Raw genomic sequence first — 26,912 nt, forward strand, 5'->3', positions numbered from 1 at the left:
ATCTTATCTTTCGAGCTAGGCGGCGCTCATATGGTAACCCGTCGATATTTTGCTCATTGATCGGTGCCGATACTGAAGCCGTCCACCTCGGACACGTCCGTCGCGGGCCCGTCCGTCGCGGGCCCGTCCGCTCCGGACGCGCCCGCCCGTAGTCCGTCCATCACGAGGTCCAGGAGTCGCGTCGCGCGCGGCTGCCAGTCACTGTGCGGGTCGAGCTGCCAGAGCCCGGCGATGGCGAGCACGAAGTCGTCGGGGGTCAGCCCCCGGCGGATCGTGCCGGCCTCCTCGTTCGCGTGCAGCAGCAGCGTGATCGCCCGGGTCACCGGGCCGTGCCCCAGCTGGGCCAGGCCGCCGTGGTCACTGGTGGCCTTGCGCAACGCGGCGGCCAGGCCCGCCTTGGCCATCGCGTACTGGGCCAGGCGGTCCATCCACTCCCTCAGGGCCCGGTCGGGCGCGCGGGTCCGCAGGAGCTGGGCGGCGGTGTCGGCGACCTGCTGCATCTCGTAGCGGTAGACCTCCAGGACAAGTGCCTCGCGGTTGGGGAAGTTGCGGTAGAACGTCCCCTGCCCGACGCCCGCCTTCTTCGCGATCGCGCTCAGTGGGGCGTCCGCGGCTCGCGTCAGCTCGACCAGCGCGACTTCCAGAATGCGCCGGCGATTGCGTTGCGCGTCCGAGCGCAGTCCCGCCTCTTCCCGCGCGCGTCCCTCTTCCGGCCGCACTTGCGCTCCTTCCGGAATTCAGCCAGGTCTTCCGGGGTCCCGGAACAACGATCAAGCCGACCTTGCTAACCGGACAGCTGTCCGTTAGGTTCGATGAGTAACGGACATCTGTCCGCTTAGGTTCACCATAGCGGCACATGCGGCCAGTGCGGCCGACCCGTGCCCCCTCACTCCCGGACCTTCCACCGGGATCGCCTCGTTCGACGACGCACCTCAGCAATGCGAAAGAAGGCTGATCATGGCCCCATCGACGTCCAGCGTCATCACTCTGCACATCAATGGCGAAAAGTACACGCTGCCCGTCGACCATCGCACCACCCTGCTCGACGCCCTGCGTGAGCACCTTGATCTGACCGGTACCAAGAAGGGATGCGATCAGGGCCAATGCGGTGCCTGTACGGTGCTGCTCGACGGACGCCGGGCGGTCTCCTGCCTCCAACTCGCGGTCGCGGCCGAGGGACGCGCGATCACCACCATCGAGGGCGTGGCCGACGGTGAGCGGCTGCACCCGGTGCAGCAGGCGTTTCTCGACCTCGACGGCTATCAGTGCGGATACTGCACACCGGGGCAGATCTGTTCGGCGCTCGCGGTGATCGAGGAGCACGCGGCGGGCTGGCCGAGCGCCGTGACCGACGACATCCGGCCCGAAGCGGGAGTGCCCGCGCTCACCGCCGAGGAGATACGCGAGCGGATGAGCGGCAATCTGTGCCGCTGCGGCGCCTACGTGTCGATCGTGCGGGCGGTCGCGCGGGCGGCGGAGGAGGCCGCCGAGGCCGACGCGGCAGCGGGCGAGTCCGAGGTCAAGAAGGTGGCGGCATGAGGGAGTTCGGTTACGAACGTGCCGTCGACGTCTCCGGCGCGGTCGCCCTGCTCGGCGCCGCCCCCGAGGCCCGCCTCCTCGGCGGCGGCACCAACCTCATCGACCTGATGAAGTCCGGTGTGGAAAGGCCCGCGCTGCTCATCGACGTACGCGAACTCCCCCTTGACGGAATCGAGTCCACACAGGACGGCGGAGTGCGCATCGGCGCGACCGCCACCAACAGCGATCTCGCGGCCCACCCCGACATACGGCGTCACTACCCGGCATTGGCACAGGCTGTCCTGGCCGGTGCCTCGGGACAGCTGCGCAACATGGCCACGGTCGGCGGGAATCTGCTCCAGCGGACCCGCTGCGGCTACTTCACCGACCTCGGCAAACCATGCAACAAGCGTGCTCCGGGCAGCGGTTGCCCCGCCCTCGCGGGCGAGCACCACAATCACGCGATCCTCGGCGCCTCCGAGCACTGCGTCGCCACCCATCCCTCGGACATGGCGGTCGCGCTCGCCGCCTTCGACGCCGTCATCTCGTACGAAACGGCGGACGGACCAGGCGAGTTGCCGATCGCCGAGTTCTATTCGCCCGTGGGCGACACCCCGCACATCGAGACCGCCCTCCCGGCCGGCGCACTGATCACCGGCGTCACACTGCCGGCTGCCCCGGTCGCCGCCAACTCGCGCTACCGGAAGGTGCGCGAGCGCGCCTCGTACGCGTTCGCGATCGGCTCGATCGCCGCCGCCCTCGATGTCCAGGACGGTGTCGTACGGGAAGTACGCCTGGCGTTCGGGGCGGTCGCGTCCCGGCCGTGGCGGGCCCGTACGGCCGAGCGGGCGCTGATCGGCGGCCCGGCGAATGCGGAGGCGTTCGCCGCCGCCGCGGATGCCGAGCTGGAGGCCGCCGAGGCGCTTCCCGAGAACGGATACAAGGTGACGTTGACGCGCAACCTCGTGGTGGCCGTGCTGACCGAACTCTCCGCGGAGGCGACCCGATGACCACACCGACCACACCGACCACACGGAACACGACGGCCGGTATCTCCGCCGTGACGGGAGCCGTGGGCTCCGCCCACACCCGGGTGGAGGGCCATGACAAGGTCACCGGGGCGGCCCGCTACTCCGGAGAGATCCCCTTCGCCGAACTCGCCCATGGCTGGCTGGTGTTGTCGACCGTGGCCCGTGGCCGTATCCGTTCCGTCGAGGACTCCCCCGTGCTGGCCATGCCCGGCGTCCTCACCGTGCTGCACCACGGGAACGCGCCGCGCGTCGACATCGACTACATGGGCATGCTGGGGCGGCCGAACCCGGTCCTCGCGCTCTTCCAGCACGACCGTGTCCCCTTCGTGGGATGGCCGGTGGCGCTGGTCGTGGCCGAGACCTCCGAGCAGGCCAGGGAGGCTGCCGAGGCACTGGTGGTGCGCTACGACGAGGAGCCGCACGACGTGGCGTTCCTCGCCGGACGTTCCGGTGTGTATACGCCGGACAGCAACCCGATGGTCCAGGCCGAGACGGAGAAGGGGGACATAGAGGCCCAACTCGGCGCGTCCGCCGTCGTCGTGGACGAGGAGTACACCACCCCCGAGGAGCACCACAACCCGATGGAGCCGCACGCGGCGACGGCTCGCTGGGACGGCGGCCGGCTCGACGTCGTCGACTCCAACCAGGGCAGCACCTGGGTGGCGACCGAGCTGGCGCATCTCTTCTCCCTCGATCCGGCCTCCGTTCGGGTGCGGTCGGAACACGTCGGCGGCGGCTTCGGATCGAAGGGGCTCACCCCTCACCAAGTGGCCGCGGTGATGGCTACGACCCTCCTCCATCGCCCGGTCCGTGTCGTACTGACCCGCCGTCAGCTGTTCTCGCTTGTCGGCTTCCGCAGTCCCACGGCGCAGCGGATGAGGCTCGGCGCCGACACCGACGGCCGGCTGCGGGCATTCGACCACCAGGCACTGAGCCTTACGTCGACCGTGCACGAATTCGTCGAGTCGAGCGCCGTGCTGGGCCGCGTGATGTACGACGCCGACGCGCATCGCACGCTTCACCGGCTCGTACGGCTCGACGTGCCGACCCCGTCCTGGATGCGCGCACCGGGCGAGGCGCCGGGGTCCTTCGCCGTCGAATCCGCCCTGGACGAACTGGCCGAGAAGTGCGGCCTGGACCCGATCGCGCTGCGTGCGCGCAACGAGCCGGAGACGGGTCCCGTGTCCGGGCTGCCGTTCAGCAGCCGTAATCTGCTCGCCTGCTTCGAGGAGGGCGCCCGCAGATTCGGCTGGGCGGAGCGCGATCCGCGTCCCGGTCTGCGCCGTGAGGGGCGCTGGCTGCTCGGGACCGGAACCGCGGCGGCCACCTACCCCTCGGGAGCCCGCCCGTCCACGGCGGCCGTGACCGCGGAGACGGACGGCACCTTCACCGTACGGATCAACGCGACGGACATCGGCACCGGGGCGCGGACCGCGATCGTCCTGGTCGCCGCCGACGCGCTGGCGGTGGATCCGGACCGTGTCCGGGTGCGCCTCGGGGACAGCGATCTCGGCCCGGCGATGATCGCCGGCGGTTCGATGGGCACACGCTCCTGGGCCTGGGCGGTGACGATCGCGGCGGACGAACTGCGGGAGCGGCTGGCCCTGGGCGGCGGCATTCCGCCGCAGGGGATCACCGCCCGCTCGAACACGGCCGAGGCCATCGGCGCCCTCGCGAAGAAGGAACGGCACTCCTTCGGAGCGCAGTTCGCCGAGGTCGCGGTGGACGTCACCACCGGTGAGGTGCGCGTACGGCGGCTGCTGGGCATCTACGCCGCGGGCACCATCGTGAACCCGCTCACGGCGCGCGGCCAGCTCATCGGCGGAATGACCTGGGGGCTGTCCATGGCCCTCCACGAGGAGGCGATCAGGGACCAGGCCTCCGGCGGTCATGTCGGCGCCGACCTCGCCGGTTATCACTTCGCCGCACACGCCGACGTGCCGCTCATCGAGGCGGACTGGGTGGACGACCCCATCCCGGGCGACCCGATCGGGATCAAGGGCATCGGCGAGATCGGCGTCGTGGGCGTCGCCGCCGCCATCGCCAACGCGGTGTGGCACGCGACCGGCGTACGCCACCGGCACCTGCCGATCCGTCCGGACCGGGTCCTGCGTGCGGCGGAAGAGGCCCGGCGCCGGACGGCGGAGGGAGCCCGAAGTGCTTGACATGGCCGAGGAGTTGAACCGCTGGTTCGAGGAGGGCCGGGACTTCGCCGTCGCGACCGTCGTGTCCGTCGGGGGCAGCGCGCCGCGCGGTCCCGGCGCCGCCCTGGCGGTCGACGGTCAGGGGACCGCCATCGGTTCCGTCTCCGGCGGTTGCGTGGAAGGGGCGGTGTACGACCTGTGCGTCCAGGCGCTCCAGGACGGCCGCACCGTACGCGAACGGTTCGGATACAGCGACGAGGACGCCTTCGCCGTGGGACTCACCTGCGGCGGCGTCATCGAGGTGCTGGTCACGCCGGTACGCGCGGACGCACCGGTGTTCCGGGCCGCGGTGTCGGCCGCGCACCGAGGAGAGGCGGCGGCACTGGCCCGGGTGGCCAGGGGGCCGGGTGAACTCCTCGGCAGGGCGCTGCTCGTCCGTCCCGACGGGTCGTACGAGGGAAGCCTCGACGGACATCCGGAACTGGACCGGACGGCGGCGGAGGAGGCCCGCGCGATGCTGGACTCCGGCCGCACCGGCACCGTCGAGATCGCGGAGGACGGATCACGCTGCCCGGGCGGCGTGGCACTGTTCGTGGAGTCGCGAGTGCCGCCGCCCCGGTTGATCGTCTTCGGGGCCGTGGACTTCGCGACGGCGCTCGTCCGGGTGGGCAGGTTCCTCGGCTACCACGTGACCGTGTGCGACGCCCGGCCGGTCTTCGCCACCCGTGTCCGCTTCCCCGAGGCCGACGAACTCGTGGTCGACTGGCCGCACCGCTACCTCCGGCGCACCACGACCGACGAACGAACCGTCCTGTGCGTGCTCACCCATGACGCCAAGTTCGACGTTCCCCTGTTGGAGACGGCCCTGCGGCTGCCGGTCGCGTTCGTCGGCGCGATGGGCTCGCGCCGCACCCATGAGGACCGCAATCGGCGGCTGCGCGAAGTCGGCGTCAGCGAGAGCGAGTTGGCACGCCTTCGCTCACCGATCGGTCTCGACCTCGGCGCTCGTACCCCCGAGGAGACCGCGCTGTCCATCGCGGCCGAGATCGTCGCGGCGCGCCGGGGCGGGACAGGCGTTCCCCTGACCGGTTCGGGGACGCCCATTCACCATGACGTGGACGGACCGGAGGTGGGCGGGGTCCGCTCCCGAACCGCGGCCTGACCCGGACCCGGCGACGTCAGACGCGGGGCCAGGGCCTGCCGCCGAGGCGTTCGATGTCGGTGTTGAAGCGCTTCAAATAGGCGGCGAAGGCGGCGATGTCCTCCTCCGGCCAGTCGGCCATGACCCGGTCCAGGGAGCGGATGATGCCCTCTCTCTCCTCGTCGAGTACGCGCGCGCCCTCCGGCGTGATGCGGAACTTGCGGGCCATGCCGCCGTCGGGGTCCGGGATACGCTCCGCGAGTCCGGCGCGGACGGTCGCGGCCGTTTGCCGGTTCAGGGTGGAGGCGTCGAGCCCGAAGGCGTCGCTGAGTTCACCGATCGACATCGGCCCCTGCAAGCGGATGCGGCTCAGCAGGATGTAGGCGCTGCGGTCCAGCAAGGCGTCTTTGCGTCGTCCGCCCCTCTGGTTCAGAAACGTGTGGCGGCTGAGCAGCATCTGCTCGTACTCGACCTCGTGCGTGGCCCCGACCATGCGTCTGTCGCCTCCTGCCTCTCTCGCCCGTCATTGTCGCACCGCGCCCGGACGACCCGCACTCCTCACCCATATGAATCATGCACGTAAAGTGGATGTTGCAGTCAATATGTACGATGCACAAGTACTTTTCGGCCGCACATTCACTAGGAGTCCCCTGATGGACGCCCCACAGCACGCTTCCCGTTCGGGTGGCGTGGTCGCCACGCTTGCGCTCGCCGGCACCACGGCGGCGATCATGCAGACATTGGTCACGCCGCTCATCGCGGAGCTGCCGCGGATTCTGGGCACCACGCCGTCGAACGCCACCTGGGTGATCACGACCACCCTCCTCGTGGCGGCTGTCTGCGTCCCGGTCGTCGGCCGCCTGGGCGACCTGATCGGCAAGCGCCGCATGCTCCTCGTGTGCTCGGTGCCGCTGGTCGCGGGCTCGGTGGTGTGCGCGCTCTCGTCCTCCGTCGTGCCGATGATCATCGGCCGCGGGCTACAGGGCATGGGAATGGGCATGGTGCCCCTGGGGATCGCCCTGCTGCGCGATGTCGTTCCGGCGCAGAAGCTCAGCTCGTCCATCGCGCTGGTGAGCGCTTCCATGGGGATCGGCGGCGGTCTCGGTCTGCCGATCGCCGCGGCGGTCGCCCAGTACGCGAACTGGCGGGTGCTCTTCTGGGGATCCGCCGTACTGGCCACGGTGATCGCGGTGCTGATCTGGTTTCTGATCCCGAGCGTGCCCGCCGCCGCCAAGGGGCAGCGTTTCGACGCGCCCGGTGCGCTCGGCCTCGGGGCCGGTCTGGTCTGTCTGCTGCTCGCCATCTCCAAGGGAGCCGACTGGGGCTGGGGTTCGGGGACCACACTCGGTCTGTTCGCCGCCGCCGTCGTGCTCCTGACCGGCTGGGGCGCGTGGGAACTGCGTACGGCCGACCCGCTGGTCGACCTGCGCACCACGGCCCGTCCCCGGGTGCTGCTCACCAACGTCGCCTCGGTCTTCGTCGGTTTCGCGATGTACGCCGGCATGCTGGTGATGCCGCAGCTGCTCCAGTTCCCCGAGGCCACCGGCTACGGCCTGGGGCAGTCGATCCTCGCGTCCGGTCTGTGGATGGCACCCGGTGGCGTGATGATGATGATCGTCTCCCCTCTCGGCGGCAAGCTGACCAATGCCTACGGCCCGAAGGTCACCCTGCTCGGCGGAGCCCTGGTCATCGCCGCGGGCTACGGGCTGTCGCTCGCGCTGATGGGGTCCGCGTGGGGAATCATGCTGGCCATCATGGTGATCAACAGCGGCGTGGGACTCGCCTACGGCTCGATGCCGGCACTCATCATGAGCTCCGTCCCGCTCTCGGAGACCGCCGCCGCGAACAGCTTCAACACACTGATGCGCTCTCTGGGCACCTCCGTCGGCGCCGCCGTGATCGGTCTGGTGCTCTCCCAGATGACGACCAGCATCGCCGGCCGGAGCATCACATCCGAGGGCGGTTTCCGTACCGGCCTCCTGATCGGCTGTGGCATCGCCGTGGTCTCGGCCGCGATCGCGGCCGTCATTCCGGCCGTACGCAACGTCACGGCCGGCCCGGAGAAGGCCTCTTCGGCCCCCGTACCGGAGAAGTCCGCCGTCGAGGCGTAACCGGAACAAACACATCCGGTACCCGGGCGTGGACGCCGGGCGGTACCGGGCCGCCGACAGTCGCCATGGCCGGGGCCTCGCGCCGCGGCCCTGGCGCTGAACAGCTCACGCGCCCACGCGCCCACGCGCCCCGGAAGACCGGCGCGACCGGAGCGTACGCGAAGTAGGCGGGCCCGCCCCGGCGTTGAGCGAGGGCGGACGCGGACCGGAGCCCGCGTCCGCCACCCCCTTATGAGATGCGTCACATTTACTGTCTATTGACGGTAAGGAAACGTGACAGCAATATCTGTAAACGTTTCCAGTCGCCGGAAACGTTTACAGAGTCCGAATGCCGGGGGTCAGAACGATGCCGAGGACACAGAGCGGCGGTCAGCCGACGATCGTGTCGATCGCCGAACGCGCGGAGGTCTCCATCGCTTCGGTCTCCCGGGTGCTCAACGGCCTCGGGGCCCGTCGGGACACCGTCGAGAGGGTGGAGCGGGCCGCCGCCGAGCTGGGCTATGTGCCCAACGCGGTGGCGCGCTCCCTCAAGGACGGCAGGACACGGCAGTTGACGTTCGCGATGCCCGACATCGGCAACCCGGTGTACGTCGCGATGGTCCGCGCCATCCAGTCCGTCACCAAGGCGGCCGGCTACCGGCTGCTGCTGCACTCCACCGACGCCGTGGTGGAGGACGAACTCGCCGTGCTGCGCAGCCTGGGCGACCGCACCAGCGACGGTCTCATCATCTGCCCGATCCGGATCACGGACGAGCATGTCGAGGCGCTGCGCTCCGCGGCAGGACCGGTTGTCGTCATCGGTTCGCTCCCCGACGAAGTGCCCGTGGACAGCGTGCGCGCCGACTCCGTCGCCGGCGCCGCCCTGGCCGTGCGCCATCTGTACGAGACCGGCCGGCGCCGTATCGCCTTCGTCAACGGCCCTTCCGACACGGTGCCCGGCCGCAACCGGGACGAGGGGTTCCGCTCCGCCATGGCGGAGCGCGGCCTCGTCTACGACGACTCGCTCGTCGTACACACCGACTTCGGCATCGACTCGGGCGCCGAGGCCGCCGAGAAGCTGCTGGCCGACAGCGCCTGCCTGCCCGACGCCGTGTTCTGCGCCAATGACCAACTGGCGCTCGGCGTCGCCCGTGCCCTGCACTCCAGGGGCCTTCGCATCCCCGAGGACGTCGGCGTCGCGGGCATGGACGACAGCCTGCTCGCGCAGGCCGGCTGGCCCCCGCTGACCAGCGTCGACCTCGGCTCCACCGAGCGCGGCCGACACGCGGCCGAACTCCTTCTGGAACGCCTTCGCACCCCTGACGGCACGGCCCCCAGGGCCCCCCGCACCACCACCGCCCCTCCCCGCCTCGTCGTCCGCGCCTCCACCGCGCCGACGGGTGCCACCAGCTAGAGGACGAGGTCCCCATGAGTCTCACCGCCTCCCGGGCCAAGGCCGTCCCGGGCAGCCGCGGCACCCCACCGCCCCGCACCCCCGCCCAGCGCAGACAGGCCCTCGGCCTGGACCGGGACGCCTGGTTCCTGCTCCTTCCCGCGCTCATCCCGATCCTCGTGCTCAGCGTGGGCCCGCTCCTGTACGGCGTCTCGCTCGCGTTCACCGACGCGCAGGCGGGACGTACGGCGGCCACCCAGTTCATCGGACTGGACAACCTTCTCGACCTGCGCCACGACTCGCTGTTCTGGGAGTCCTTCCGCATCGGTCTCGTCTGGGCGGTGTCCGTGACCGCGCTGCAATTCGTGCTGGCCATGGGCCTCGCGCTGCTGCTCAACCAGAATCTGCGCTTCCGCTGGCTGGCCCGGACGCTGGCGCTCGTACCGTGGGCGATGCCCGAGGTCGTCGTCGGCATCATGTGGCGGCTCGTGTATCACTCCGACGCCGGTGTCCTGAACAAGACACTCACCCAGCTCGGCCTGCTCCACGAGAACGTGGACTGGCTCGCCGATCTCTCCTACGCGCTGCCCGCGGTCATCGCCGTCGGCGTGTGGGCGGGCATGCCGCAGACCACGGTCGTACTCCTGGCCGGTCTGCAGAACGTTCCGCACGAACTGCGTGAGGCCGCCCAGTTGGACGGCGCCGGCCTCTGGCGCCGCTTCACCACCGTCACCTGGCCCGCGCTCAAGCCGGTCATCCTCGCGATCACCTCCCTGAACTTCATCTGGAACTTCAATTCCTTCGGCCTGGTGTACGTCCTCACACAGGGCGGACCTGGCGGGCAGACGCGGCTCCCGATGCTCTTCGCGTACGAAGAGGCCTTCAAGTACGGGCAGTTCGGCTACGCGGCCGCCATGGGGCTGGTCATGGTCGCCGTGATCGCGGTCCTGCTCACCCTGTTCCTGCGCAAGAAGCTGAAGGAGGACGCGGCATGAGCGCGACGTCTGCCCCGCCCAAGGCGGTGCCCAAGGTCCTGCCCCAGGCTCCGCCCAAGGTCCGGGCCCTGCGCGCCGCGGGCCGCACCGGCCAGTACGTGGCACTGCTGGGCTTCCTGGTCTTCCTCGCCTTCCCCCTCCTCTGGCTGGTGTCCACGTCCTTCAAGTCACCCCAGGAGCTGGGCTCGATCAACCCGACGTGGCTGCCGGTCGATCCCGGTCTCGGCAACTACCGCGCCGCGTTCGAGGCGCAGCCGCTGCTCCACTCCGCGCTCAACAGCCTTCTCGTGGCGGTCAGCGCCTCGGTCATCTCGGTGTCGATCGCCGTCCCGGCCGCGTATGTGATGGTCCGCTACAAGACCCGGGTCAGCCAGGCGGGCACCGTCTGGATCCTGGTGAGCCAGATGTTCCCGTTCGTGCTGGTGATCATCCCGCTGTTCCTGGTCCTGAAGAATCTGCATCTGATCAACAGCCTCGGCGGCCTGATCATCGTGTACGTCGTCTGGAATCTGCCCTTCTCCCTGTGGATGCTCCAGGGCTACGTCAAGTCCGTGCCGCGCTCCCTTGAGGAGGCCGCGGCGATGGACGGCGCGGGCCGGGTGCGCACGCTCGTCAGCGTGGTCCTGCCGCTGCTCGCGCCCGGCCTGGTGGCGACGCTGATGTTCTCCTTCGTCACCGCCTGGAACGAGTTCTTCTTCGCCCTCGTGCTCCTCAAGTCTCCGGAGAACCAGACGATGTCCGTGATCCTCACCCATTTCATCGGCGCCGAGGGCGTGGCGGACCTGGGCCCGCTGGCCGCGGCCTCGGTCCTCGCGACCATCCCCAGCCTGCTCTTCTTCGCGCTGCTCCAGCGCCGGCTCGTGGGCGGCATGCTCAGCGGGGCGGTGAAGGGCTGATGCGTATCCGTACGAAGCGGCTGAGCGCGTGCGCGGCCACGGCCCTCGCGCTGACCCTGGTCGCCGGGTGCAGCGGCTCGCGGCCGGACTCCTCCGACGGCCCGATCACCCTCGAATTCCTCAGCCTGGCCTGGCAGAAGGAGTCCGTCGACGCCAACAAGGCGCTCGTGAGGCAGTGGAACGAGACACACCCGGACGTGCGGGTCAGATACGTTCAGGGCAGCTGGGACACCATCCACGACCAGCTCCTCACCTCCTTCGAGGGCGGTGAGGCACCCGACATCATCCACGACGACGCCTCGGACCTCACGGACTTCGCGAACGGTGGTTACCTCGCCGACCTCAGCGGGTATCTGCCGGCGTCACTGCGCGAGGACATCCCCGAGGCCGCGTGGGAGACCACGGCCTACGGCAACGGGACGTACGGCGTCCCGTTCGTCCAGGAGCCACGCGTCCTCATCGCCAGTACGAAACTTCTCCGGCAGGCGGGGGTCCGGATCCCCACCGCCCAACAACCCTGGACCTGGGGCGAGTTCGAGGATGTCAGCAAGAAGCTGACGCGCGACAGGGACAACGACGGCACCACCGACCAGTACGGCGTGGCCTGGTCCATGAAGGAGCCGGTCGCCCAGTCCGTCAACCTGTCGCTGTCCACCGGTGGCGAGATCTTCTACCAGGACGCGGACGGCAAGAACGAGATCCGCTACGACGACGCCGACTCGTCCGTCGCACGGCTGATCGACCGACAGGTCAACGAGGACAGGACCGCGCCCAAGAACGGCCTCGGCATGTCGGGTTCGGACACCCTGCCCGGCTTCTTCGCCGGCCGCTACGCGATGCTGCCGCTCAACTTCTCCTTCCGCCAGCAGGTGCGGCAGCAGGCTCCCAAGGGGTTCGACTGGACGGTCCTGCCGATGCCCACCGGCGAGGGGGAGCCCACCCAGGGCACGATCCCGCAGACCCTCTCGGTCGCCGAGGACAGCCCCCACAAGCGGGCGGCGGTCGACTTCATCGCCTTCCTCAACCAGCCCGAGAACCAACTGCGACTGGCGCGCGGCGACTGGCTGCTGCCCACGAGCACCCAGGCCCTGAAAGACCCGTCCCTCAACACCGACACCTATGGATGGAGGACCGGCGCCACCATCGCGGCCGGTCTGCGCCCGTCCCCGGTGCTCGGGGTACGCGGCTACGCGGAGTGGAAGGACAAGATCGCCACCCCCGCCTACCAGGAGTACTACAACAACGCGTTCGGCATCGCGGAACTGCGCGAACGCCTGGCGGACGACGGAAACCGCATCCTCGACCGCTATCAGCGCTGAAGCCGAGCACCACCTCAGAAAAGAGCACGCACCACCATGAGTGTCAGCCTCGACTCCGATCCCGCCCCGCAGGCCGAGGGCACGCCGGATGCCCGCGGGCGCCGTGCCGTCCCCCTCTCCCGGCCGGCGTCCGCCGCCGGGGTTCCCCTCCGGGACCGCGCCCGCGGCGCCCTGCTCGGCCTCGCGGTCGGCGACGCGCTCGGCGCACCCGCCGAGAACATGAAGCCCTCCCAGATCCGTGAGCGCTGGGGCCGTATCCAAGGCTTCGTCGCCGACGACCCGGCCGGTACGGACGACACCGAGTACGCGATCTTCTCGGGTCTGCTCCTGGCCGACCACGGCTCCGCTCTCACCATGGCCCATGTCGAGGCGGCCTGGCACGAGGGGATCGCCGACCGCGACGAAGGGGCGTTCAAGGGGGCCGGGTTCAGCGAGCGCGGCACCCTGGAGAATCTGCGCCGTGGCCTCGCCGCCCCCATCTCCGCTCAGCACAGGCACGCCTGGAGTGACGGTCTCGCCATGCGCGCCGCGCCCTTCGGGGTGTACGCGGCGGGGCGGCCGGCCGAGGCGGCCCGGCTGGTCGCGATCGACGGCACCGTGTCGCACGACGGCGAAGGCATCCTCGGCGGCCGGGCGGTGGCGGCGGGCGTCGCCGCTGCCATGGTCAGCCACACCCCGGACGCGGTCGTCCAGGCCGCGCTCTCCGTCGTACCGGACGACTCGTGGACGGCCCGCTCACTGCATCGCGCGGTGTCGGCGGCGAGCCGGGCCCGCCGCGATCCCGACAGCACGCAGTTGTCACGGGAACGGGGGGTGCGCAAGGCCGTCGTCATCGGGGGCTATCCATGGACGGATCTGGCGCCCGAGGCGGTGGGCCTGGCGTTCGGCGCGTTCGCGGTGGCCCGGGGCGACTTCCGCGAGTCGGTCCTGATCGCCGTCAACATGGGCCGCGACGCCGACACCACGGCCGCCGTGGCGGGCGCCCTCGCCGGCGCCCTGCGCGGCGAGTCCGCGATCCCCGCCGACTGGGCGGGCACGATCGGCCCGGTACGCGGCAGCTGTCTCCCCTCCATGGCCGGACGGCACATCCTCGACATCGCGGACCGGTTGACGCCCTGCGCACCGGACCGGCCGGGAACGACGGCGTGAGCAGGTCCTGTCCGGTCGATCCGCACGGATCCGGACGCCGGGACATCGCCGCCGCACCACCCAGTACCACCGAAAGGCCCCTCGCTCTCATGCTCCCCGCACCAGCGGACGCCACCCACCGGATCGAGGGCCTGCTCCTCGGCATCGCCGCGGGTGACGCCGCCGGATGGCCCTCCGGCCGGCACCGCGCCGCCCGGCTGCCCGACTGGACACGCCGTCTCACCCGCGAACTGGACACCTTCGCCGAGCAGAACGCGACGACCACCCTGCCGGTCCCGATCGCACTCAACCAGCCCCCGGAGCCGTTGCGCCTCGGCCCGTCCGACGACGCGGAGTGGGCGGCCTTCACCGCGCTCTCCGTCCTCGGCGCCTACGCCGACGGCCTCGGGGACCTCCCCGCCGACCAGCGCGTACGCTCCGCGCTCTCGCTCGCGTGGAACACGCTCGCGGACGAGATAGCGGCGGCGGCGGACCGCGCGGACGAGATCGAGTCGGCCGAGATGCCGCTGCGCGCACGTATCTCCGTACGGGCCGGGCTGGGCAACCTCGCCGCCGGTCTACGGCCTCCCGCCACGGGTCACGACAACCCGCACTACTTCGATGACGCGGCCTGCGTGCGCGCCGCCGTCCTCGCGGTCGTACACCCGGGCGAGCCGCGACTCGCCGCCGATCTCGCCGAGTTCGACGCGCGCTACACCCAGGACGGCGACGGCGTGCACGGCGCCCGCGCCATGGCGGCGGCCGTCTCCGCGGCGCTCGGCGACGCGCCCGTCGACAGTTGCGTGGACGCGGCCCTCGCCCAACTGCCCGAGGGCACCGAGATCCACCGCAACGCGGTGCGCGCCGTCGATCTGGCCCGCACCGCGGTGACCGCGCACCCCGGCCTGCCCGGCAACGCGTTCGCCCTCGTGCCCGTGCTGGAACACGAGATCGTCGACCATGTCTACAGCTACGGCATCGCCGCGGCCGAAACGGTGCCGGTCGCCCTCGCCGTCGCCACGGCGGCGGCCGGAGCCATCAGCGAAGCGGTCCCCACCGCCGCCTGTCTCTCCCGCGTGGCCGACTCGGCCCCCGCCCTGGCCGGCGCCCTCACCGGCGCGCTCGGCGGCGGCGAGGCGTTCCCGGAGAGCTGGCGTGCGGCCTGCCGCACACTCGCGGGCTGCGCGCTGCCGCGCCTGGCCGGTACCGACCTGATCGGCCTGGCGGAGCGCCTGGCCACCATGAGCAGCCCGACCGACTCCCCCTCTCCCGAAGGAATCCCGGCATGACCACGTCCAGCAACCCGACGAGTCCCATCCCGTCCCTGGAGGACCGCACCGCCGGCGCCCTCATCGGAGCCGCCGTGGGCGACGCGCTCGGCGGTCCGGTCGAGGGCTGGACCCCGGAGGCCATCGCCGAGCGGCACGGCGGCCGAGTACGCGGCATCGTGGAACCGTTCTACAAGGACGAGTGGAAGACCGCGCGGCCCATCGCGCCGTACCACAAGGGCGACGGCCATGTCACCGACGACACCTTGATGACACACGCCCTGATCCGGGTCTACGAGAAGGTCCGCGACCACCTCGACGCGTACGCGGTCGCCGACCATCTGGTCCCGGATCTGATCACCAACCCGCGGTGGATCCCGGAGCTGGAGGCCGAGGCGCTGCCGCTCCAGCGCATCTTCCTCGCGGAGAAGTGGATCGTCGCCCGTATCCACTACGGACATGTCGACCCGCGCGAGGCGGGCGTCGGCAATATCGTCAACTGCGGTGCGGCGATGTACATGGCGCCGGTCGGCGTGGTCAACGCGGGCAACCCACTGAAGGCGTACGAGGAGGCGCTGGAGGTCGCGGGCGCGCACCAGTCGTCGTACGGCCGCGAGGCGGCGGGTGTCTTCGCGGCGGGGGTGGCCTCGGCCTTCACACCGGGCGCGACGCCCGAGTCCGTCGTCGAGGATGTGCTGAAGCTCGCGAAGGACGGCACGAAGTCGGCGATCGAGGCCGTGTGCGAGGTGGCGGCACACTACGACGACTTCGAGGACGCGCTGGCCCCGCTGCGCGAGGCCGTGGCCCCGTTCGACACGGTCGGCCCCGAGTACCGCAGGCCGTCTCTCGGTGCCCGCCGCCCCTCCCGTCTGCACTCCATCGAGGAACTGCCCGTCGCCCTGGGCATGTTGCTGGTGGGCCGCGGCGACTTCCGGCACACGGTGCTCGGCTCGGTCAACTACGGCCGCGACTGCGACTCGATCGCCACGATGAGCGGCGCGATCGTCGGTGCCTTGCACGGCGAGAAGGCGGTGCCCAAGGAGTGGGGCACGGAGGTCGCGCGGGCCAGCAGGCTGGATCTGCACGCGCCGGCGCTCTCCCTCGCCCGTGTCACGCGCGAGGTGTACGCCCGCGATCTGGAGCGGCGCCGCGCCCATGAGGCCGCCTTCACGACGCTCGCGGGGTCCTGATGCTACGTCTGACCTGGGTACAGCCCGAGGACCTGGTCGGGCACGAGTTGCGCCAGGCGGCCCAGGACGGCCGGGACGCGACGGACGTGGCACGCCGCTGGATCGCGGCGGGCGGCCATCCGGCGCCCGAGCGCGCCGGCGCGTCACCGGGACCGGCCTCGCCCGACCTCAGGTCGCTCGCCGAGGAGTTGCTGGATGAACTGGCAGGGCTGCCGTCCCCGCTCGCGGTAGCGGAACCGGCCGTGTTCCAGGTCGGTACGGCACGTGAGGACAAGCCGTACGTCGGGCGACCGGAGCCAACCGCGGCGGCGGAGGCGGACCCGGCGGCGGAGGCGGACCCTCGACCGGAGACGGCGCCGGACCCGCGATCGGAGACGGCCCGCCTGCACGCGGCCTGGCTGGGCCGGGCCGTCGGCTGCGTCCTGGGCAAGCCCGTCGAAAAGCTCCCCCTCGACGGTATCCGCGCCCTCGCCCGCGACACCGGCAACTGGCCCCTGAACACCTGGTTCACCGAACGGAACCTGGACCCCCGGATCGCGGCGGCGTACCCCTGGAACCGCCGCTCCCGCCCGACCTCCCTCGCCGAGAACATCGACGGCATGCCGGAGGACGACGACCTCAACTACCCGCTCCTGGGCCTGTTGCTGCTCCAGCGCCACGGCCACGACTTCACCACGGGCGACGTGGCGAGGCTGTGGCTGGACGAACTCCCCGCGGCCCGTACGTTCACCGCCGAGCGCATCGCCTACCGCAACCTGCTGGCCGGCCTGGAGCCACCGCACACGGCGACGTACCACAATCCGTTCCGCGAGTGGATCGGCGCACAGATCCGGGCGGACATCTTCGGCTGGACGAACCCGGGCGATCCGGCGATGGCCGCCGAACTCGCCTGCCGGGACGCGATGTTGTCGCACACGGCGAACGGGGTGTACGGCGAGATGTTCGTGGCGGCGGCGATCGCGCACGCGGCCGGCCCCGCCCCCACCACGATCCACGAGACCCTCGCGACCGCCCTGGCCCACATCCCGCCGGACTCCCGCTACGCGCGGGCGATCCGCTTCGGCACCGAGACGGCGCGGGCGGAACCCACCGGTACTCCGGCCGGTTTCGAGCGGGTCGTCGACGCCCTGCACGCCCGCTACGCCCACGACCACCACTGGGTGCATGTCCTGCCCAACGCCGCCCTGCTCGCCGCCGCGCTCACCCACGCCGACGGCGACTTCACGGGCTCCATCTGCCGTGCGGTGTCGGGTGGTTGGGACACGGACTCCAACGGCGCGACCGCCGGTTCGATCGCGGGCCTGCTCGCGGGAGCCCCGGGAGCGCTCGGTGATCGCTGGACGGCCCCGCTGAAGAACCGCCTCACCACCACGGTCGGCGGCTTCGACGGCATCGGATTCGACGAACTGGCCCGCCTCACCCTGGAGGTCCGCGCATGACACGTCCGACCCCTCTCGGCCCGGCCGCCCTGTCCCCGGCGACCACGACCCCGGTCGCCATGACCCCGGTCGCCAACGTACGGAAGGCACGATGAACGAGACCTCGCTCCCCCGGCCTCCCCGGCACGACGGCCCGCTGACGGGCCTGCGTGTCCTCGATCTGGCGACGCTCTTCGCCGGTCCCCTGTGCGCCACGATGCTCGGTGACTTCGGCGCCGAGGTGATCAAGGTGGAGCACCCCCGCAAGCCGGACCCCTCCCGCGGCCACGGCCCCTCGAAGGACGGCATCGGCCTGTGGTGGAAGCTGCTGGGCCGCAACAAGAAGAACATCACGCTCGACCTGTCCACCACCGGCGGCCGGGAGGTACTGCTCAAACTGGTCGCCGAGTCCGATGTCCTGATCGAGAACTTCCGCCCCGGCACCCTGGAGAAGTGGCACCTCGGCTGGGACGAGCTGTCGGCCGCCAACCCCCGCCTCGTCCTGGCGCGTATCACCGGCTTCGGCCAGTTCGGTCCGTACTCCAGGCGCCCGGGATTCGGCACCCTGGCCGAGGCGATGAGCGGCTTCGCGGCGATCACCGGGCAGCCGGACGGTCCGCCGACGCTGCCGCCGTTCGGCCTCGCCGACTCGATCGCCGCGCTCGCCACCTCGTACGCGGTGCTGGCCGCCCTGCGCGGCCGTGACGAGACGGGCCGCGGCCAGATCGTCGACATGGCGATCATCGAGCCGATGCTGACGATCCTCGGCCCCCAGCCCCTCTGGTACGACCAGCTCGGCTACGTACAGCCGCGCACCGGCAACCGCTCCACGAACAACGCGCCGCGCAACACCTACCGCACCGGCGACGGCAAGTGGGTCGCGGTCTCCACCTCCGCGCAGTCGATCGCGGAGCGTGTGATGCGCCTGGTGGGCAGGCCCGGGTTCATCGACGAGGACTGGTTCGCCACGGGCTCCGGCCGCGCCGCGCACGCCGACGAACTGGACGAGGCGGTCGGCTCCTGGATCGCGGCGCACACCCGCGACGAGGTCGTGACGGCCTTCGAGAAGGCGGAGGCCGCCATCGCCCCGATCTACGACATCCGCGATGTGATGGCCGATGAGCAGTACCGGGCGCTCGACTCGATCACCGAGCTGCCCGACCCCGACTTCGGCACGGTGAAGATGCAGAACGTCCTGTTCCGGCTCTCCGAGACCCCCGGCTCCATCAAGTGGACGGGGCGTCCGCACGGCGCCGACACGGACGAGATCCTCACCGGACTCGGGCTGACGGACACGGAGATCACCACGCTGCGCTCGGCGGGTGCGGTGTGACCGACCACGCGTATCTGACCTGGCTGTACGTTCCCGGTGACCGCCCCGGCGTCGTCGCCAAGGCCCTCGGCTCCGGGGCCGACGTGGTCCTCGTCGATCTGGAGGACGCCGTCGCCCCCGACCGCAAGGGCTACGCGCTCGACGCGACCGCCGAACTCCTCGCCGACAAGCACGAGGTGCCGGTCCATGTCCGCGTCAACGCCCTCGACGGGCCCCGCGCCGAGCGGGAGATCCGCCGTCTCACCCCGCTGCCCGGCCTGGACGCGCTGCGCCTGCCGAAGGTGACCGGCCCGGACGACCTCACCCGCGTCCTGGACTGGGCGGTCGACATGCCGCCCCTGTACGCCCTGCTGGAATCGGCGCTCGGCATCGAGAACGCGTACACGATCGCGGGCCATCCGCGGGTGCACGGTATCGCGCTGGGAGAGGCGGACCTGCGTGCCGAACTCGGCGTCACGGACGCGGCGGGTCTCGCCTGGCCGCGTGGCCGCGCGGTGGTCGCGGCGCGGGCGGCGCGACTGCCGCCCCCGCCGCAGTCGGTGTACCCGGACGTCCGCGACACGGAGGGCCTGGCCCGCTCCTGCGCCGAGGGCCGCGCGCTGGGCTTCCTGGGCCGCACGGCGATCCATCCGAGGCAACTCCCGGTGATCGAGAAGGCTTTCCTGCCGACGGAGCCGGAGGTGGCGGCGGCCCGCGAGATCGTCCGGACGGCGGCGGCGGACGCGGGCGCCCTGGCGCTCCCCGACGGCCGCTTCGTGGACGCGGCCGTCGTAGCCGACGCACGACGGGTGCTGACCCTGACGGAACGCCGGAGCTGACCCCGCGACGGAAAGGGACCGGTGCCGGTCAGTCCGGTGGCCCGAGGCCGAACTGGTGCTTGCCGTCGCGGATGCCCACCCGTTCAAGCCGAAGCCCCGTCCGGTTTCCCACGGCCTTGGGGGTCGCTAGTCCTCGGCGAGGACCACGACCGAGTCGCCCTCGGACAGGATCAGGGGCGCGGCCTTGGGAGGGTTGAGATGCACACCGTAGAGCGGCGGCTCGTCGCTCCGCTGTGCCAGCCGATAGCCGATGGCCGTCTCGCCGCGCTGTTGGGCGGCCTCGATCACGGCGGCGAAGTTCGCCTCGGCACCGGGGACGAGATAGCTCGGCGCCGGCTTGAGGTAGATCTCCGACCCCTTGGGGTCGAAGAGGTCGGCGAACACCGCGTACAGATCCCGGTTCTCGCTGAGTTGGGTCAGCAGGAGGCTGATGACTTTCGTGCTGACGATGAAGTCGTCGGCCTTGGTGACCTGCGCGACCTCGCGGTTGGCGTCGTCGTTCATCTCGGTGACGATCGAGTACGGGTCGCCGAGCTGGATCTCGATGTCGCGCAGATGCAGCAGGGTGACCAAGGTGCGGTCATCGGCCCGTCGGGGGTCGATCGCGTCGTCCGTGAGCACCACGACGTGCCGGTAGCTGTCCAGTCCCAGGGCCTCCAGCGACGGCCGGTGGATGGGGTCGCAGTGCTTGAAGCCGACGGTCAGGTTCTCCCACGGCCCGTTCATGTCCTCCAGAGGCCGCCGCGGGGCCGCGATGTCCACCACGGATCCCGGCTTCACGAGACGGTCGAGCAGGGAAATGATCTTCATGGCTCGCGGGTTCCAGCCGATCACCAATGTCCGGTCCGGTAAGGGGGATCGCACCTGGGTCGTCCTGATCGCCGACCGTGGGATCACGGGCCGCACGGTCGCCCGTTTGATGAGCAGATCGTCCTCGGCGAGTACGAGCAGCCGGTCGCCGGCCGCCATGACGGTGTCCATGGCCGGGTTGACGAGTATCTCCCCGTCCTCGCGGTGCAGTCCGATGGGTACGCCCAGCTCGAACGCGTTCAGGGATTCCCCGTAGCTGGAACCGGCCAGCCCCGGTTCGGCCCAGGGGTAGATCTCGTTGCCGAGGAAGCTGAGCAGTTCGTTGAAGACGGTGGACAGCCCGGACTGCCGGTGGGACTGCACGATCAGTCGTACGGCGATGTCGTCCACGTCGATCACCAACGCGGTCTCGCCTGCGGCCAGCCGGGCGGCCGCCAGGTTCGGGGAGTTCTGCACGGCCGCCACCACATTCGGGCGCGTCCCGTGCCACGTACGGTTGTTCAGGAGCAGCAGCACCTTGATGACATCGATATCGCTGTCGTCCCCGACGGGCGGCAGCACGATGATCGCCTTGGCGGTGTCAGGACTCACCAACTCCAGGTCGCCGCGTTGCAGCGGGCTGCCGGAGCGGCAGATGATCCGCGTCTTCCCGGTGTCCGGGACCCGCCGCCGGATCTCGTCGTCCATGTCGACCTTGTCCCGGTCGGCGAGGATCACCACACAGGAGCGGCGCTCGCTCTGATTGGCCTCCGCCAACTCGGCGATCACGGTGAAGATCTGGTCCGACCAGCCCAGCACGATGGTGTGCCCGTGCTCGATCAGACGTGACTTGCCCTTGCGCAGTTCCTGGATCCGGGTCTCCAGACCGGTCGTCAGCACACCGATGAGCGCGCTGACGATGAAGATCCCGCCGATGGTCACGGTGAGCATGAGGATCAGGAACAGCGGCTGACCGGTGTCCCCGCCCATCGTGCCCGGATCGAGGGTACGCAACAGGCTCATCCAGACGACGCCCGGCCAGCCGCCGTTCTCTTCGGTGTCCTTGTGTGCCGCGACGACCACCACACCGGAGACCAGGGTGATCAGGGCCAGCGAGGCCAGCCCCAGCCAGCCGATCAGCGCGGGCGTACCGCGGTCCATCGTCCCGTCGAACCAATAGCGCAGTCGCGCGCTCAGCGTTCTGTGCATACCAAATCCCTCCGTAGCCGCGTTCCGCCAACGGGCCCAACAGGGCGCCGGGGGCGGCGTGTTACGCCCCGATGATCTCTCCCTACTCCCGTGTCGCACCAATCGGCTCCGGGGTCCGGGCCGTGCCGACCCGACGCGCGGGAAGCACGGGGACGAACGCAGGGCTCCCACGGCCAAAAGCCGCCCTTGCGCGGCGAGTTGAGGCCCCCGATACTCCCGACCAACACCGGCCGGGGCGCGCGGTCCGGCCGGCACGCACGGCCGGCACGCACGGCCGCCCATGCCGCGCCTCATGGGCCCGCGCCCCTCGAAGGGCCCCCGATTCCCCGGGAGACACACCAAGTGAGGATCACACACACTCTTCGCCGTGCCCGCGTACCCAGATGTCCCCGTCTGCTCGCCGTCGCCACGGGGCTGGCCGCCGCCACAGCACTCGCGGTGCCCGCCGCCAACGCCGGGACCGCCAATGCCGGGACCGCCACCGACACGTCCGCCGCGAACAGGCTCGCCGCCACCGTCGACGCGGTCCTGGACGCCGGTGTGGCGGGCACCGCCATCTACGCCGATCCCGCGGCAGGCACCGTGGTGATCACCGCGGACAGCACCGTAACCGCCGCGCGGACCGCCGCGATCGAGCGGGCCGCGGGCCCCAACGCCGACGCACTGCGCATCGAGCACACGGCCGGCCGGCTCTCGCCCCAGCTCTCCGGCGGTGACGCCGTCTACTCCACAGGCGCGCGCTGCTCGGCCGGCTTCAATGTCGTCAGCGGCGGTACGTACTACTTCGTGACCGCGGGACACTGCACCAGCGGGCGGTCGACCTGGTACACCGACGCCCCGCAGAACACGCTCATCGGCACCACCGTCGGATCCAGCTACCCCACCCATGACTACGGCCTCGTGCGCTACACCAACCCCGCGGTCCCCGCCTCCGGCACGGTCGGGAGCGTCGACATCACCAGCGCCGCCCATGCCACGGTCGGCATGGCCGTCACCTTCCGCGGCGCGGCTTCCGGCGTCGTCAACGGTGTTGTCACCGGCCTCAACGCCACGATCAACTACGGCAACGGCGACATCGTGACCGGCCTGATCGGCACCACCATCTGCACACGGCCCGGGGACAGCGGTGGAGCGCTCTACGCGGGCGACCGCGCCATCGGTGTGCTCTCGGGCGGCACCGGCGACTGCACCAGCGGCGGGAGGGCGTACTTCCAGCCGATCATCCCGGTACTGAACGCGTACGGCGTCAGCATCTACTGACCGGACCGACTGCCCCTGAGGAAGTGCGCGGAAATGCCGGCCGCCCCCTGCGCTGGGCGCAGAGGGCGGGGCGGCAACGGCAGGGCGAATCTCAGAAGTGGAGGAAGCCGAACCAGGTCTCCACCTGGAACCCCGAGAACTCGGCCTCGGTGATTCCCGCGTCGCCGCCCAGGTTTTCGTAATGACCCGAGTGGCCCTCCGCCCCGAAGAAGCCCGCCGCGGCGGTCGCGTCGTGACCGTCCCAGGCAGACGCCGAACTGGCGCCGCCCAGCAGAGCGGTGGCGGCGAGGGCGGTGGCGGCGAGCGCCGTACGGATACGCATGTGAGCTCCCTACGTCAGGTGAAGCGAACATCGGATGCATGCCCTGGTATACAGCCTTTGCGACAAGATCCGTGGCTATGTCACCCGCTCGGCCCATCAGAACAGGACAAGCGTCCGCCGCTGTGATCCGGGGGTTCGAACCCCGGCCGGAGCCTCCCCTCAGCCGGCGTCCCATCCGGACCAGCGGGTCACCGCGATCTCCACCACGGGGCCCTCCGGCGGGCGGTCGGCGTACTGCCGCTGGTACTTCCGCGTCAGCAGGCTTACGTACCGCGCGGACGCCGCCGAGTCCGCCGCCGGGGGCAGGACGGTCGCCGTTCCGTCCGCGCGCGCCCACCACAGGCGGTCCCAGTCCTCGTCGTAGCCGTCGACGAGGAGACAGACCTCGGGGTGGGCGCGGATGTTGGCCAGTCGCTTCAGCCGGGTCGACCGCTTCGGCTTGTGGTCCACCGCGAAGGCCAGGGTGTCACCGGTGAGCGCGAAGACTGCGGGGACCAGATGCGGCCGGCCGCGGTCCCCGACGGTCGCGAGGCGGGCGATCCGGGCCCGGGCGAAGCGTTCCCGGGCCCCGGCGCTCGTCATCCTCGGCACTGCGGCATCCGGCGGCTCACCGGAAGCGTTCCGCGACGCCGGCCAGCTCGTCCAGGTAGGTCAGCGTCTCGGCCTCCGGCATCGTCGGCAGATAGAAGAGCAGCCGCTCCACATCGAGTTGTGTGTACTGCTCGACGATCTCGGGCTCCTTCTCCACCGCGTAGACGGTCACCGGCACGTCCCGGCCCGCGACGCCGCGCAGCCGCTCGATCTTCGGGGCCAGTTCCTCGGCCCCCGTGCTGTTGGCCAGCCAGGCGTCGCCGAGGGCGGCCACGCGCTTGAAGGCCCCCTCACCACCGCCCACGTAGATGGGCGGATGAGGGCGCTGGACCGGCTTCGGCCACGAGTAGACCGGATCGAAGTCGACGAACTCCCCGTGGAACTCGGCCTTCTCCTTCGTCCACAGCTCACGCATGGCCCGCAGCCGCTCGTCCACGAGGCGGCCCCGGGTGCGCGGATTCGCGCCGTGGTTCTCCATCTCCTCCTCGTTCCAGCCGATGCCGACGCCGAAGATGAACCTCCCGCCGGAGACGAGGTCCAGGGACGCCACCTCCTTGGCGGTGATGATCGGGTCCCGCTGGACCACCAGCGCGATACCGGTACCCAGCAGGATCCGCTCGGTGACCGCGGCGACCGCGCTGAGCGCGACGAACGGGTCGAGGGTGCGGTAGTAGATCTCCTGCAGCTCGCCGCCGCCGGGATACGGCGTACGGCGTTCCACCGGGATATGGGTGTGCTCGGCGATGAGCAAGGAGTCGAGCCCTCGCTCCTCGATCGCGCGCCCCAGCGGGGCGGGCGCGATTCCCTGGTCGGTGATGAAGGTCGATACACCGAACTTCACAGCGGCTCCCTCGGATTCCGGGTTCTGGGGGGGGATGGACCGGTCGCGGATTCGCGGGCCCGCGAGTTCGCGAGCTCGCGATCAAGGCCCACGTACCCCGATCGGCCCCGGCACAACAATCCGTACGGCCGACCGGCCGATCACCGCGCGCGACGGTCGGGGAGACCCGGCCCGGGTGACACCGGCCGGATCGGCGTCGAGATCACCCGCACCCCGCTGTGGACCCGCTCCCCCGGGCATCACACCGAGGCTTTGCCTTTCGCCCGGCAGGTCGTTATGGTTTTCCACGGCCCTGTTGTCTCCGATCGAGGTGGACGTTGCGCATCTGAGGTTCGCGATCACCGCGCCGTACGGCTCTCGCCGTGCGCCCGTCACGCCGTAGCGGCATTCATGCCGCCCGTGACATCCGCGTGGAAGCGACCTCGGTGCAGGGAGCCGTCCTCTCCGTTTCCCGGACCGCCGCACCCTCCTTTCTCCCGGTTTGGTCGCCGCGTGGTGCTCGCATACGAAGCCCCCCGTCCACCACGCTTTCGACTGCGAGAATCCCCATGGCGACACCCACCACCCCCAGCGCCTCCCTGACCTGCTCCGCCCTTTCCTTCCAGTGGCCTGACGGCACCACCGTCTTCGACGGTCTGTCCCTCACCTTCGGCCGGGGCCGCACCGGTCTCGTCGGTGCCAACGGCACGGGCAAGTCCACACTGCTCCGGCTGCTGGCCGGGCTGCTGCGTCCCTCCGAGGGGTCGGTGAGCGCGGGCGGCAGCCTCGCCCACCTTCCTCAGAACGTCACCCTCGACACGGCCCTGCGCGTCGACGAGGCCCTGGGCATCGCCGAGCGGCGAGGCGCGCTGCGCGCCATCGAAGCAGGCGACGTCCGGGAAACACACTTCGAGACGATCGGCGACGACTGGGACGTCGAGGAACGCGCCCTGGCGACACTGGGCTCCCTCGGCCTCGGCGACGTCGAACTCGACCGCACGGTCGGCCAGATGTCCGGCGGGGAGACGGTCCTGCTGCGGCTGGCCGCCCTGCTGCTGGAACGTCCCGACATCCTCATGCTGGACGAGCCGACCAACAACCTCGACCTGTCCGCGCGCCGCAGACTGTACGAGGCCGTCGACTCCTGGCGCTCCGGCGTGCTCGTCGTCGTCAGCCATGACCTCGAACTGCTCGAACGCGTGGACCGTATCGCCGAACTGCGCGCCGGATCCGTGAGCTGGTACGGGGGCGGCTGGTCCGCGTACCAGGAAGCCCTGGCGACCGAACAGGAAGCGGCCGGTCGGATGCTGCGGGCCGCCGAGGCGGACGTGCGCCGGCAGAAGCGAGAGCTGGAGGAGGCCCAGGTCAAGATCGCCCGGCGGCAGCGCCACAGCAAGAAGATGGACGCGCAGCGGCGGGCCCCGAGGATCGTGGCGGGCGAACGGAAACGTAGCGCGCAGGAATCGGGGGACAAGCTGCGCGGCCTGCACGAGGACCGGCTGAACGAGGCGCGCGAGCGCCGGGAGGAGGCCGCGGACGCGATCCGTCACGACGCGGAGATCCGCGTGAGCCTCCCTCATACGGCCGTGCCCACGGGCCGCACCGTCCTGAGCCTGCGTGAGCTGCGTCCCCGGTTCGGGGCGCTGCGCGAGGGAAACCTCCATGTGCACGGGCCCGAGCGGATCGCACTGGTCGGGCGGAACGGCGCGGGCAAGACCACGGTGCTGCGCACCCTGACAGGGGAGTTGACCCCGCTGTCCGGCGAGGCCAGGACGTTCGTACCGCTGCGCTTCCTGCCACAGCGTCTGGATGTGCTGGACGACGAGCTGAGCGTCGCGGCGAATGTGGCCCGGCTGGCTCCCGGGGTGACCGACAACCACATCCGTTCCCAGCTCGCGCGATTCCTGTTCAAGGGTGCGCGCGCCGAGCAGAGCGCGGGCACACTCTCCGGCGGAGAACGCTTCCGTGCCGCGCTCGCGGCGATGATGCTGGCCGCGCCCGCCCCTCAGCTGCTGATGCTGGACGAGCCGACCAACAACCTCGACACGGCGAGTGTGCGGCAGTTGACGAGCGCGCTCGCTTCGTACGAGGGCGCGCTCCTGATCGCCAGCCACGATCTGCCGTTCCTCGAAGCGGCCGGTGTGACCCGCTGGCTGCTCCTCGCGGAAGAGCTCCAGGAAACCACCGCGGAAGAGGTCCGCGGTCTGCTGGAGGCGCCGGAAGCCGGCTGACACGGTCG

General features: G+C 70.8%; 23 protein-coding genes. 17 read left to right on the forward strand and 6 right to left on the reverse strand.

Annotation, left to right across the window (positions count from 1 at the left end):
- Positions 1-53 precede the first annotated feature (53 nt).
- Positions 54-719, reverse strand: coding sequence for a TetR/AcrR family transcriptional regulator (locus ABTZ59_RS13930; RefSeq protein WP_351395745.1), 666 nt, complete (start codon positions 717-719; stop codon positions 54-56).
- Between the two features lie 238 nt (positions 720-957).
- On the opposite strand from ABTZ59_RS13930, the gene ABTZ59_RS13935 reads away from it, so the two are divergent.
- Genes ABTZ59_RS13935 through ABTZ59_RS13950 form a run of 4 tightly spaced genes read left to right on the forward strand, consistent with a single transcriptional unit; the run spans position 958 to position 5,855 of the window.
- The gene (locus tag ABTZ59_RS13935; RefSeq protein ID WP_351395748.1) at positions 958-1,539 is read left to right on the forward strand and encodes a (2Fe-2S)-binding protein; all 582 of its coding nucleotides are present in this window, start codon (positions 958-960) and stop codon (positions 1,537-1,539) included.
- Complete coding sequence (locus tag ABTZ59_RS13940; RefSeq protein ID WP_351395751.1) at positions 1,536-2,528, forward strand: FAD binding domain-containing protein; 993 nt, start codon at positions 1,536-1,538, stop codon at positions 2,526-2,528. The genes ABTZ59_RS13935 and ABTZ59_RS13940 overlap by 4 nt, the downstream gene beginning before the upstream one ends.
- Positions 2,525-4,714, forward strand: a complete 2,190-nt coding sequence (locus ABTZ59_RS13945) for a xanthine dehydrogenase family protein molybdopterin-binding subunit (RefSeq protein ID WP_351395753.1) — start codon at positions 2,525-2,527, stop codon at positions 4,712-4,714. The genes ABTZ59_RS13940 and ABTZ59_RS13945 overlap by 4 nt, the downstream gene beginning before the upstream one ends.
- Positions 4,707-5,855: an XdhC family protein gene (locus ABTZ59_RS13950; protein ID WP_351395756.1), complete on the forward strand. Its 1,149-nt coding sequence runs from the start codon at positions 4,707-4,709 to the stop codon at positions 5,853-5,855. The genes ABTZ59_RS13945 and ABTZ59_RS13950 overlap by 8 nt, the downstream gene beginning before the upstream one ends.
- Before the next feature lie 16 nt (positions 5,856-5,871).
- Here ABTZ59_RS13950 and ABTZ59_RS13955 read toward each other — a convergent pair whose 3' ends face one another.
- Positions 5,872-6,327 (reverse strand): MarR family winged helix-turn-helix transcriptional regulator, encoded by a 456-nt coding sequence (locus tag ABTZ59_RS13955; protein WP_351395759.1) that lies wholly within the window; start codon positions 6,325-6,327, stop codon positions 5,872-5,874.
- 160 nt (positions 6,328-6,487) lie between these two features.
- On the opposite strand from ABTZ59_RS13955, the gene ABTZ59_RS13960 reads away from it, so the two are divergent.
- From ABTZ59_RS13960 to ABTZ59_RS14010, 11 genes are all read left to right on the forward strand, one after another.
- Entirely contained in the window at positions 6,488-7,945 is a 1,458-nt protein-coding gene (locus ABTZ59_RS13960) for an MFS transporter (protein ID WP_351395761.1), read from the forward strand.
- A gap of 328 nt (positions 7,946-8,273) precedes the next feature.
- The gene (locus ABTZ59_RS13965) at positions 8,274-9,338 is read left to right on the forward strand and encodes a LacI family DNA-binding transcriptional regulator (RefSeq protein WP_351395763.1); all 1,065 of its coding nucleotides are present in this window, start codon (positions 8,274-8,276) and stop codon (positions 9,336-9,338) included.
- Positions 9,339-9,352: 14 nt separating this feature from the next.
- Positions 9,353-10,312, forward strand: a complete 960-nt coding sequence (locus tag ABTZ59_RS13970) for a carbohydrate ABC transporter permease (protein WP_351395766.1) — start codon at positions 9,353-9,355, stop codon at positions 10,310-10,312.
- Positions 10,309-11,208, forward strand: coding sequence for a carbohydrate ABC transporter permease (locus ABTZ59_RS13975; protein ID WP_351395769.1), 900 nt, complete (start codon positions 10,309-10,311; stop codon positions 11,206-11,208). Before ABTZ59_RS13970 ends, ABTZ59_RS13975 begins: the two co-directional genes overlap by 4 nt.
- Positions 11,208-12,527 carry an ABC transporter substrate-binding protein gene (locus ABTZ59_RS13980; RefSeq protein WP_351395772.1) on the forward strand — a complete coding sequence of 440 codons (1,320 nt, stop codon included), beginning with the start codon at positions 11,208-11,210 and terminating at the stop codon, positions 12,525-12,527. The genes ABTZ59_RS13975 and ABTZ59_RS13980 overlap by 1 nt, the downstream gene beginning before the upstream one ends.
- A gap of 36 nt (positions 12,528-12,563) precedes the next feature.
- Positions 12,564-13,676 carry an ADP-ribosylglycohydrolase family protein gene (locus ABTZ59_RS13985; protein WP_351395776.1) on the forward strand — a complete coding sequence of 371 codons (1,113 nt, stop codon included), beginning with the start codon at positions 12,564-12,566 and terminating at the stop codon, positions 13,674-13,676.
- A complete protein-coding gene (locus ABTZ59_RS13990) occupies positions 13,643-14,944 on the forward strand; it encodes an ADP-ribosylglycohydrolase family protein (protein WP_503002791.1) in 1,302 nt (433 codons plus the stop codon). Before ABTZ59_RS13985 ends, ABTZ59_RS13990 begins: the two co-directional genes overlap by 34 nt.
- On the forward strand, positions 14,941-16,113 hold the full coding sequence (locus ABTZ59_RS13995) for an ADP-ribosylglycohydrolase family protein (protein ID WP_351395782.1): 1,173 nt from the start codon (positions 14,941-14,943) through the stop codon (positions 16,111-16,113). Before ABTZ59_RS13990 ends, ABTZ59_RS13995 begins: the two co-directional genes overlap by 4 nt.
- On the forward strand, positions 16,113-17,552 hold the full coding sequence (locus ABTZ59_RS14000) for an ADP-ribosylglycohydrolase family protein (RefSeq protein WP_351395785.1): 1,440 nt from the start codon (positions 16,113-16,115) through the stop codon (positions 17,550-17,552). Before ABTZ59_RS13995 ends, ABTZ59_RS14000 begins: the two co-directional genes overlap by 1 nt.
- 91 nt (positions 17,553-17,643) lie before the next feature.
- Positions 17,644-18,864 (forward strand): CaiB/BaiF CoA transferase family protein, encoded by a 1,221-nt coding sequence (locus tag ABTZ59_RS14005; protein ID WP_351395788.1) that lies wholly within the window; start codon positions 17,644-17,646, stop codon positions 18,862-18,864.
- The gene (locus tag ABTZ59_RS14010) at positions 18,861-19,682 is read left to right on the forward strand and encodes an HpcH/HpaI aldolase/citrate lyase family protein (protein WP_351395791.1); all 822 of its coding nucleotides are present in this window, start codon (positions 18,861-18,863) and stop codon (positions 19,680-19,682) included. The genes ABTZ59_RS14005 and ABTZ59_RS14010 overlap by 4 nt, the downstream gene beginning before the upstream one ends.
- 126 nt (positions 19,683-19,808) lie before the next feature.
- Here the strand turns inward: ABTZ59_RS14010 and ABTZ59_RS14015 are convergent, their stop codons facing one another.
- The gene (locus ABTZ59_RS14015) at positions 19,809-21,680 is read right to left on the reverse strand and encodes a CASTOR/POLLUX-related putative ion channel (RefSeq protein WP_351395794.1); all 1,872 of its coding nucleotides are present in this window, start codon (positions 21,678-21,680) and stop codon (positions 19,809-19,811) included.
- 342 nt (positions 21,681-22,022) lie between these two features.
- Between ABTZ59_RS14015 and ABTZ59_RS14020 the strand changes: the two genes are divergently transcribed.
- Positions 22,023-22,940, forward strand: a complete 918-nt coding sequence (locus ABTZ59_RS14020) for a S1 family peptidase (RefSeq protein ID WP_351395797.1) — start codon at positions 22,023-22,025, stop codon at positions 22,938-22,940.
- 91 nt (positions 22,941-23,031) lie between these two features.
- Here ABTZ59_RS14020 and ABTZ59_RS14025 read toward each other — a convergent pair whose 3' ends face one another.
- The 3 genes from ABTZ59_RS14025 to ABTZ59_RS14035 all read right to left on the reverse strand — a co-directional run bounded on the left by ABTZ59_RS14025 (position 23,032) and on the right by ABTZ59_RS14035 (position 24,694).
- Positions 23,032-23,262, reverse strand: coding sequence for a hypothetical protein (locus ABTZ59_RS14025; RefSeq protein ID WP_351395800.1), 231 nt, complete (start codon positions 23,260-23,262; stop codon positions 23,032-23,034).
- 159 nt (positions 23,263-23,421) lie between these two features.
- On the reverse strand, positions 23,422-23,844 hold the full coding sequence (locus ABTZ59_RS14030; RefSeq protein WP_503002775.1) for a TIGR03668 family PPOX class F420-dependent oxidoreductase: 423 nt from the start codon (positions 23,842-23,844) through the stop codon (positions 23,422-23,424).
- 25 nt (positions 23,845-23,869) lie between these two features.
- A complete protein-coding gene (locus ABTZ59_RS14035) occupies positions 23,870-24,694 on the reverse strand; it encodes an LLM class F420-dependent oxidoreductase (protein WP_351395806.1) in 825 nt (274 codons plus the stop codon).
- Between the two features lie 548 nt (positions 24,695-25,242).
- Here ABTZ59_RS14035 and ABTZ59_RS14040 point away from each other — a divergent pair.
- The gene (locus ABTZ59_RS14040) at positions 25,243-26,904 is read left to right on the forward strand and encodes an ATP-binding cassette domain-containing protein (RefSeq protein WP_351395809.1); all 1,662 of its coding nucleotides are present in this window, start codon (positions 25,243-25,245) and stop codon (positions 26,902-26,904) included.
- The last annotated feature ends 8 nt before the right edge of the window (positions 26,905-26,912 follow it).

This window comes from Streptomyces sp. NPDC094034 (assembly GCF_040303865.1).
Taxonomy (GTDB): domain Bacteria; phylum Actinomycetota; class Actinomycetes; order Streptomycetales; family Streptomycetaceae; genus Streptomyces.

Bases quoted from the DNA above. Each gene is read 5' to 3' on its own strand.
- ABTZ59_RS13955 (WP_351395759.1), bottom strand. From the start codon at position 6,327: ATGGTCGGGGCCACGCACGAGGTCGAGTACGAGCAGATGCTGCTCAGC.
- ABTZ59_RS13935 (WP_351395748.1), top strand. From the start codon at position 958: ATGGCCCCATCGACGTCCAGCGTCATCACTCTGCACATCAATGGCGAA.
- ABTZ59_RS13995 (WP_351395782.1), top strand. From the start codon at position 14,941: ATGACCACGTCCAGCAACCCGACGAGTCCCATCCCGTCCCTGGAGGAC.
- ABTZ59_RS13965 (WP_351395763.1), top strand. From the start codon at position 8,274: ATGCCGGGGGTCAGAACGATGCCGAGGACACAGAGCGGCGGTCAGCCG.
- ABTZ59_RS13945 (WP_351395753.1), top strand. From the start codon at position 2,525: ATGACCACACCGACCACACCGACCACACGGAACACGACGGCCGGTATC.
- ABTZ59_RS14040 (WP_351395809.1), top strand. From the start codon at position 25,243: ATGGCGACACCCACCACCCCCAGCGCCTCCCTGACCTGCTCCGCCCTT.
- ABTZ59_RS13970 (WP_351395766.1), top strand. From the start codon at position 9,353: ATGAGTCTCACCGCCTCCCGGGCCAAGGCCGTCCCGGGCAGCCGCGGC.
- ABTZ59_RS13985 (WP_351395776.1), top strand. From the start codon at position 12,564: ATGAGTGTCAGCCTCGACTCCGATCCCGCCCCGCAGGCCGAGGGCACG.
- ABTZ59_RS13975 (WP_351395769.1), top strand. From the start codon at position 10,309: ATGAGCGCGACGTCTGCCCCGCCCAAGGCGGTGCCCAAGGTCCTGCCC.
- ABTZ59_RS13960 (WP_351395761.1), top strand. From the start codon at position 6,488: ATGGACGCCCCACAGCACGCTTCCCGTTCGGGTGGCGTGGTCGCCACG.
- ABTZ59_RS13940 (WP_351395751.1), top strand. From the start codon at position 1,536: ATGAGGGAGTTCGGTTACGAACGTGCCGTCGACGTCTCCGGCGCGGTC.
- ABTZ59_RS14005 (WP_351395788.1), top strand. From the start codon at position 17,644: ATGAACGAGACCTCGCTCCCCCGGCCTCCCCGGCACGACGGCCCGCTG.
- ABTZ59_RS14000 (WP_351395785.1), top strand. From the start codon at position 16,113: ATGCTACGTCTGACCTGGGTACAGCCCGAGGACCTGGTCGGGCACGAG.
- ABTZ59_RS14025 (WP_351395800.1), bottom strand. From the start codon at position 23,262: ATGCGTATCCGTACGGCGCTCGCCGCCACCGCCCTCGCCGCCACCGCT.
- ABTZ59_RS14015 (WP_351395794.1), bottom strand. From the start codon at position 21,680: ATGCACAGAACGCTGAGCGCGCGACTGCGCTATTGGTTCGACGGGACG.
- ABTZ59_RS13980 (WP_351395772.1), top strand. From the start codon at position 11,208: ATGCGTATCCGTACGAAGCGGCTGAGCGCGTGCGCGGCCACGGCCCTC.
- ABTZ59_RS14030 (WP_503002775.1), bottom strand. From the start codon at position 23,844: ATGACGAGCGCCGGGGCCCGGGAACGCTTCGCCCGGGCCCGGATCGCC.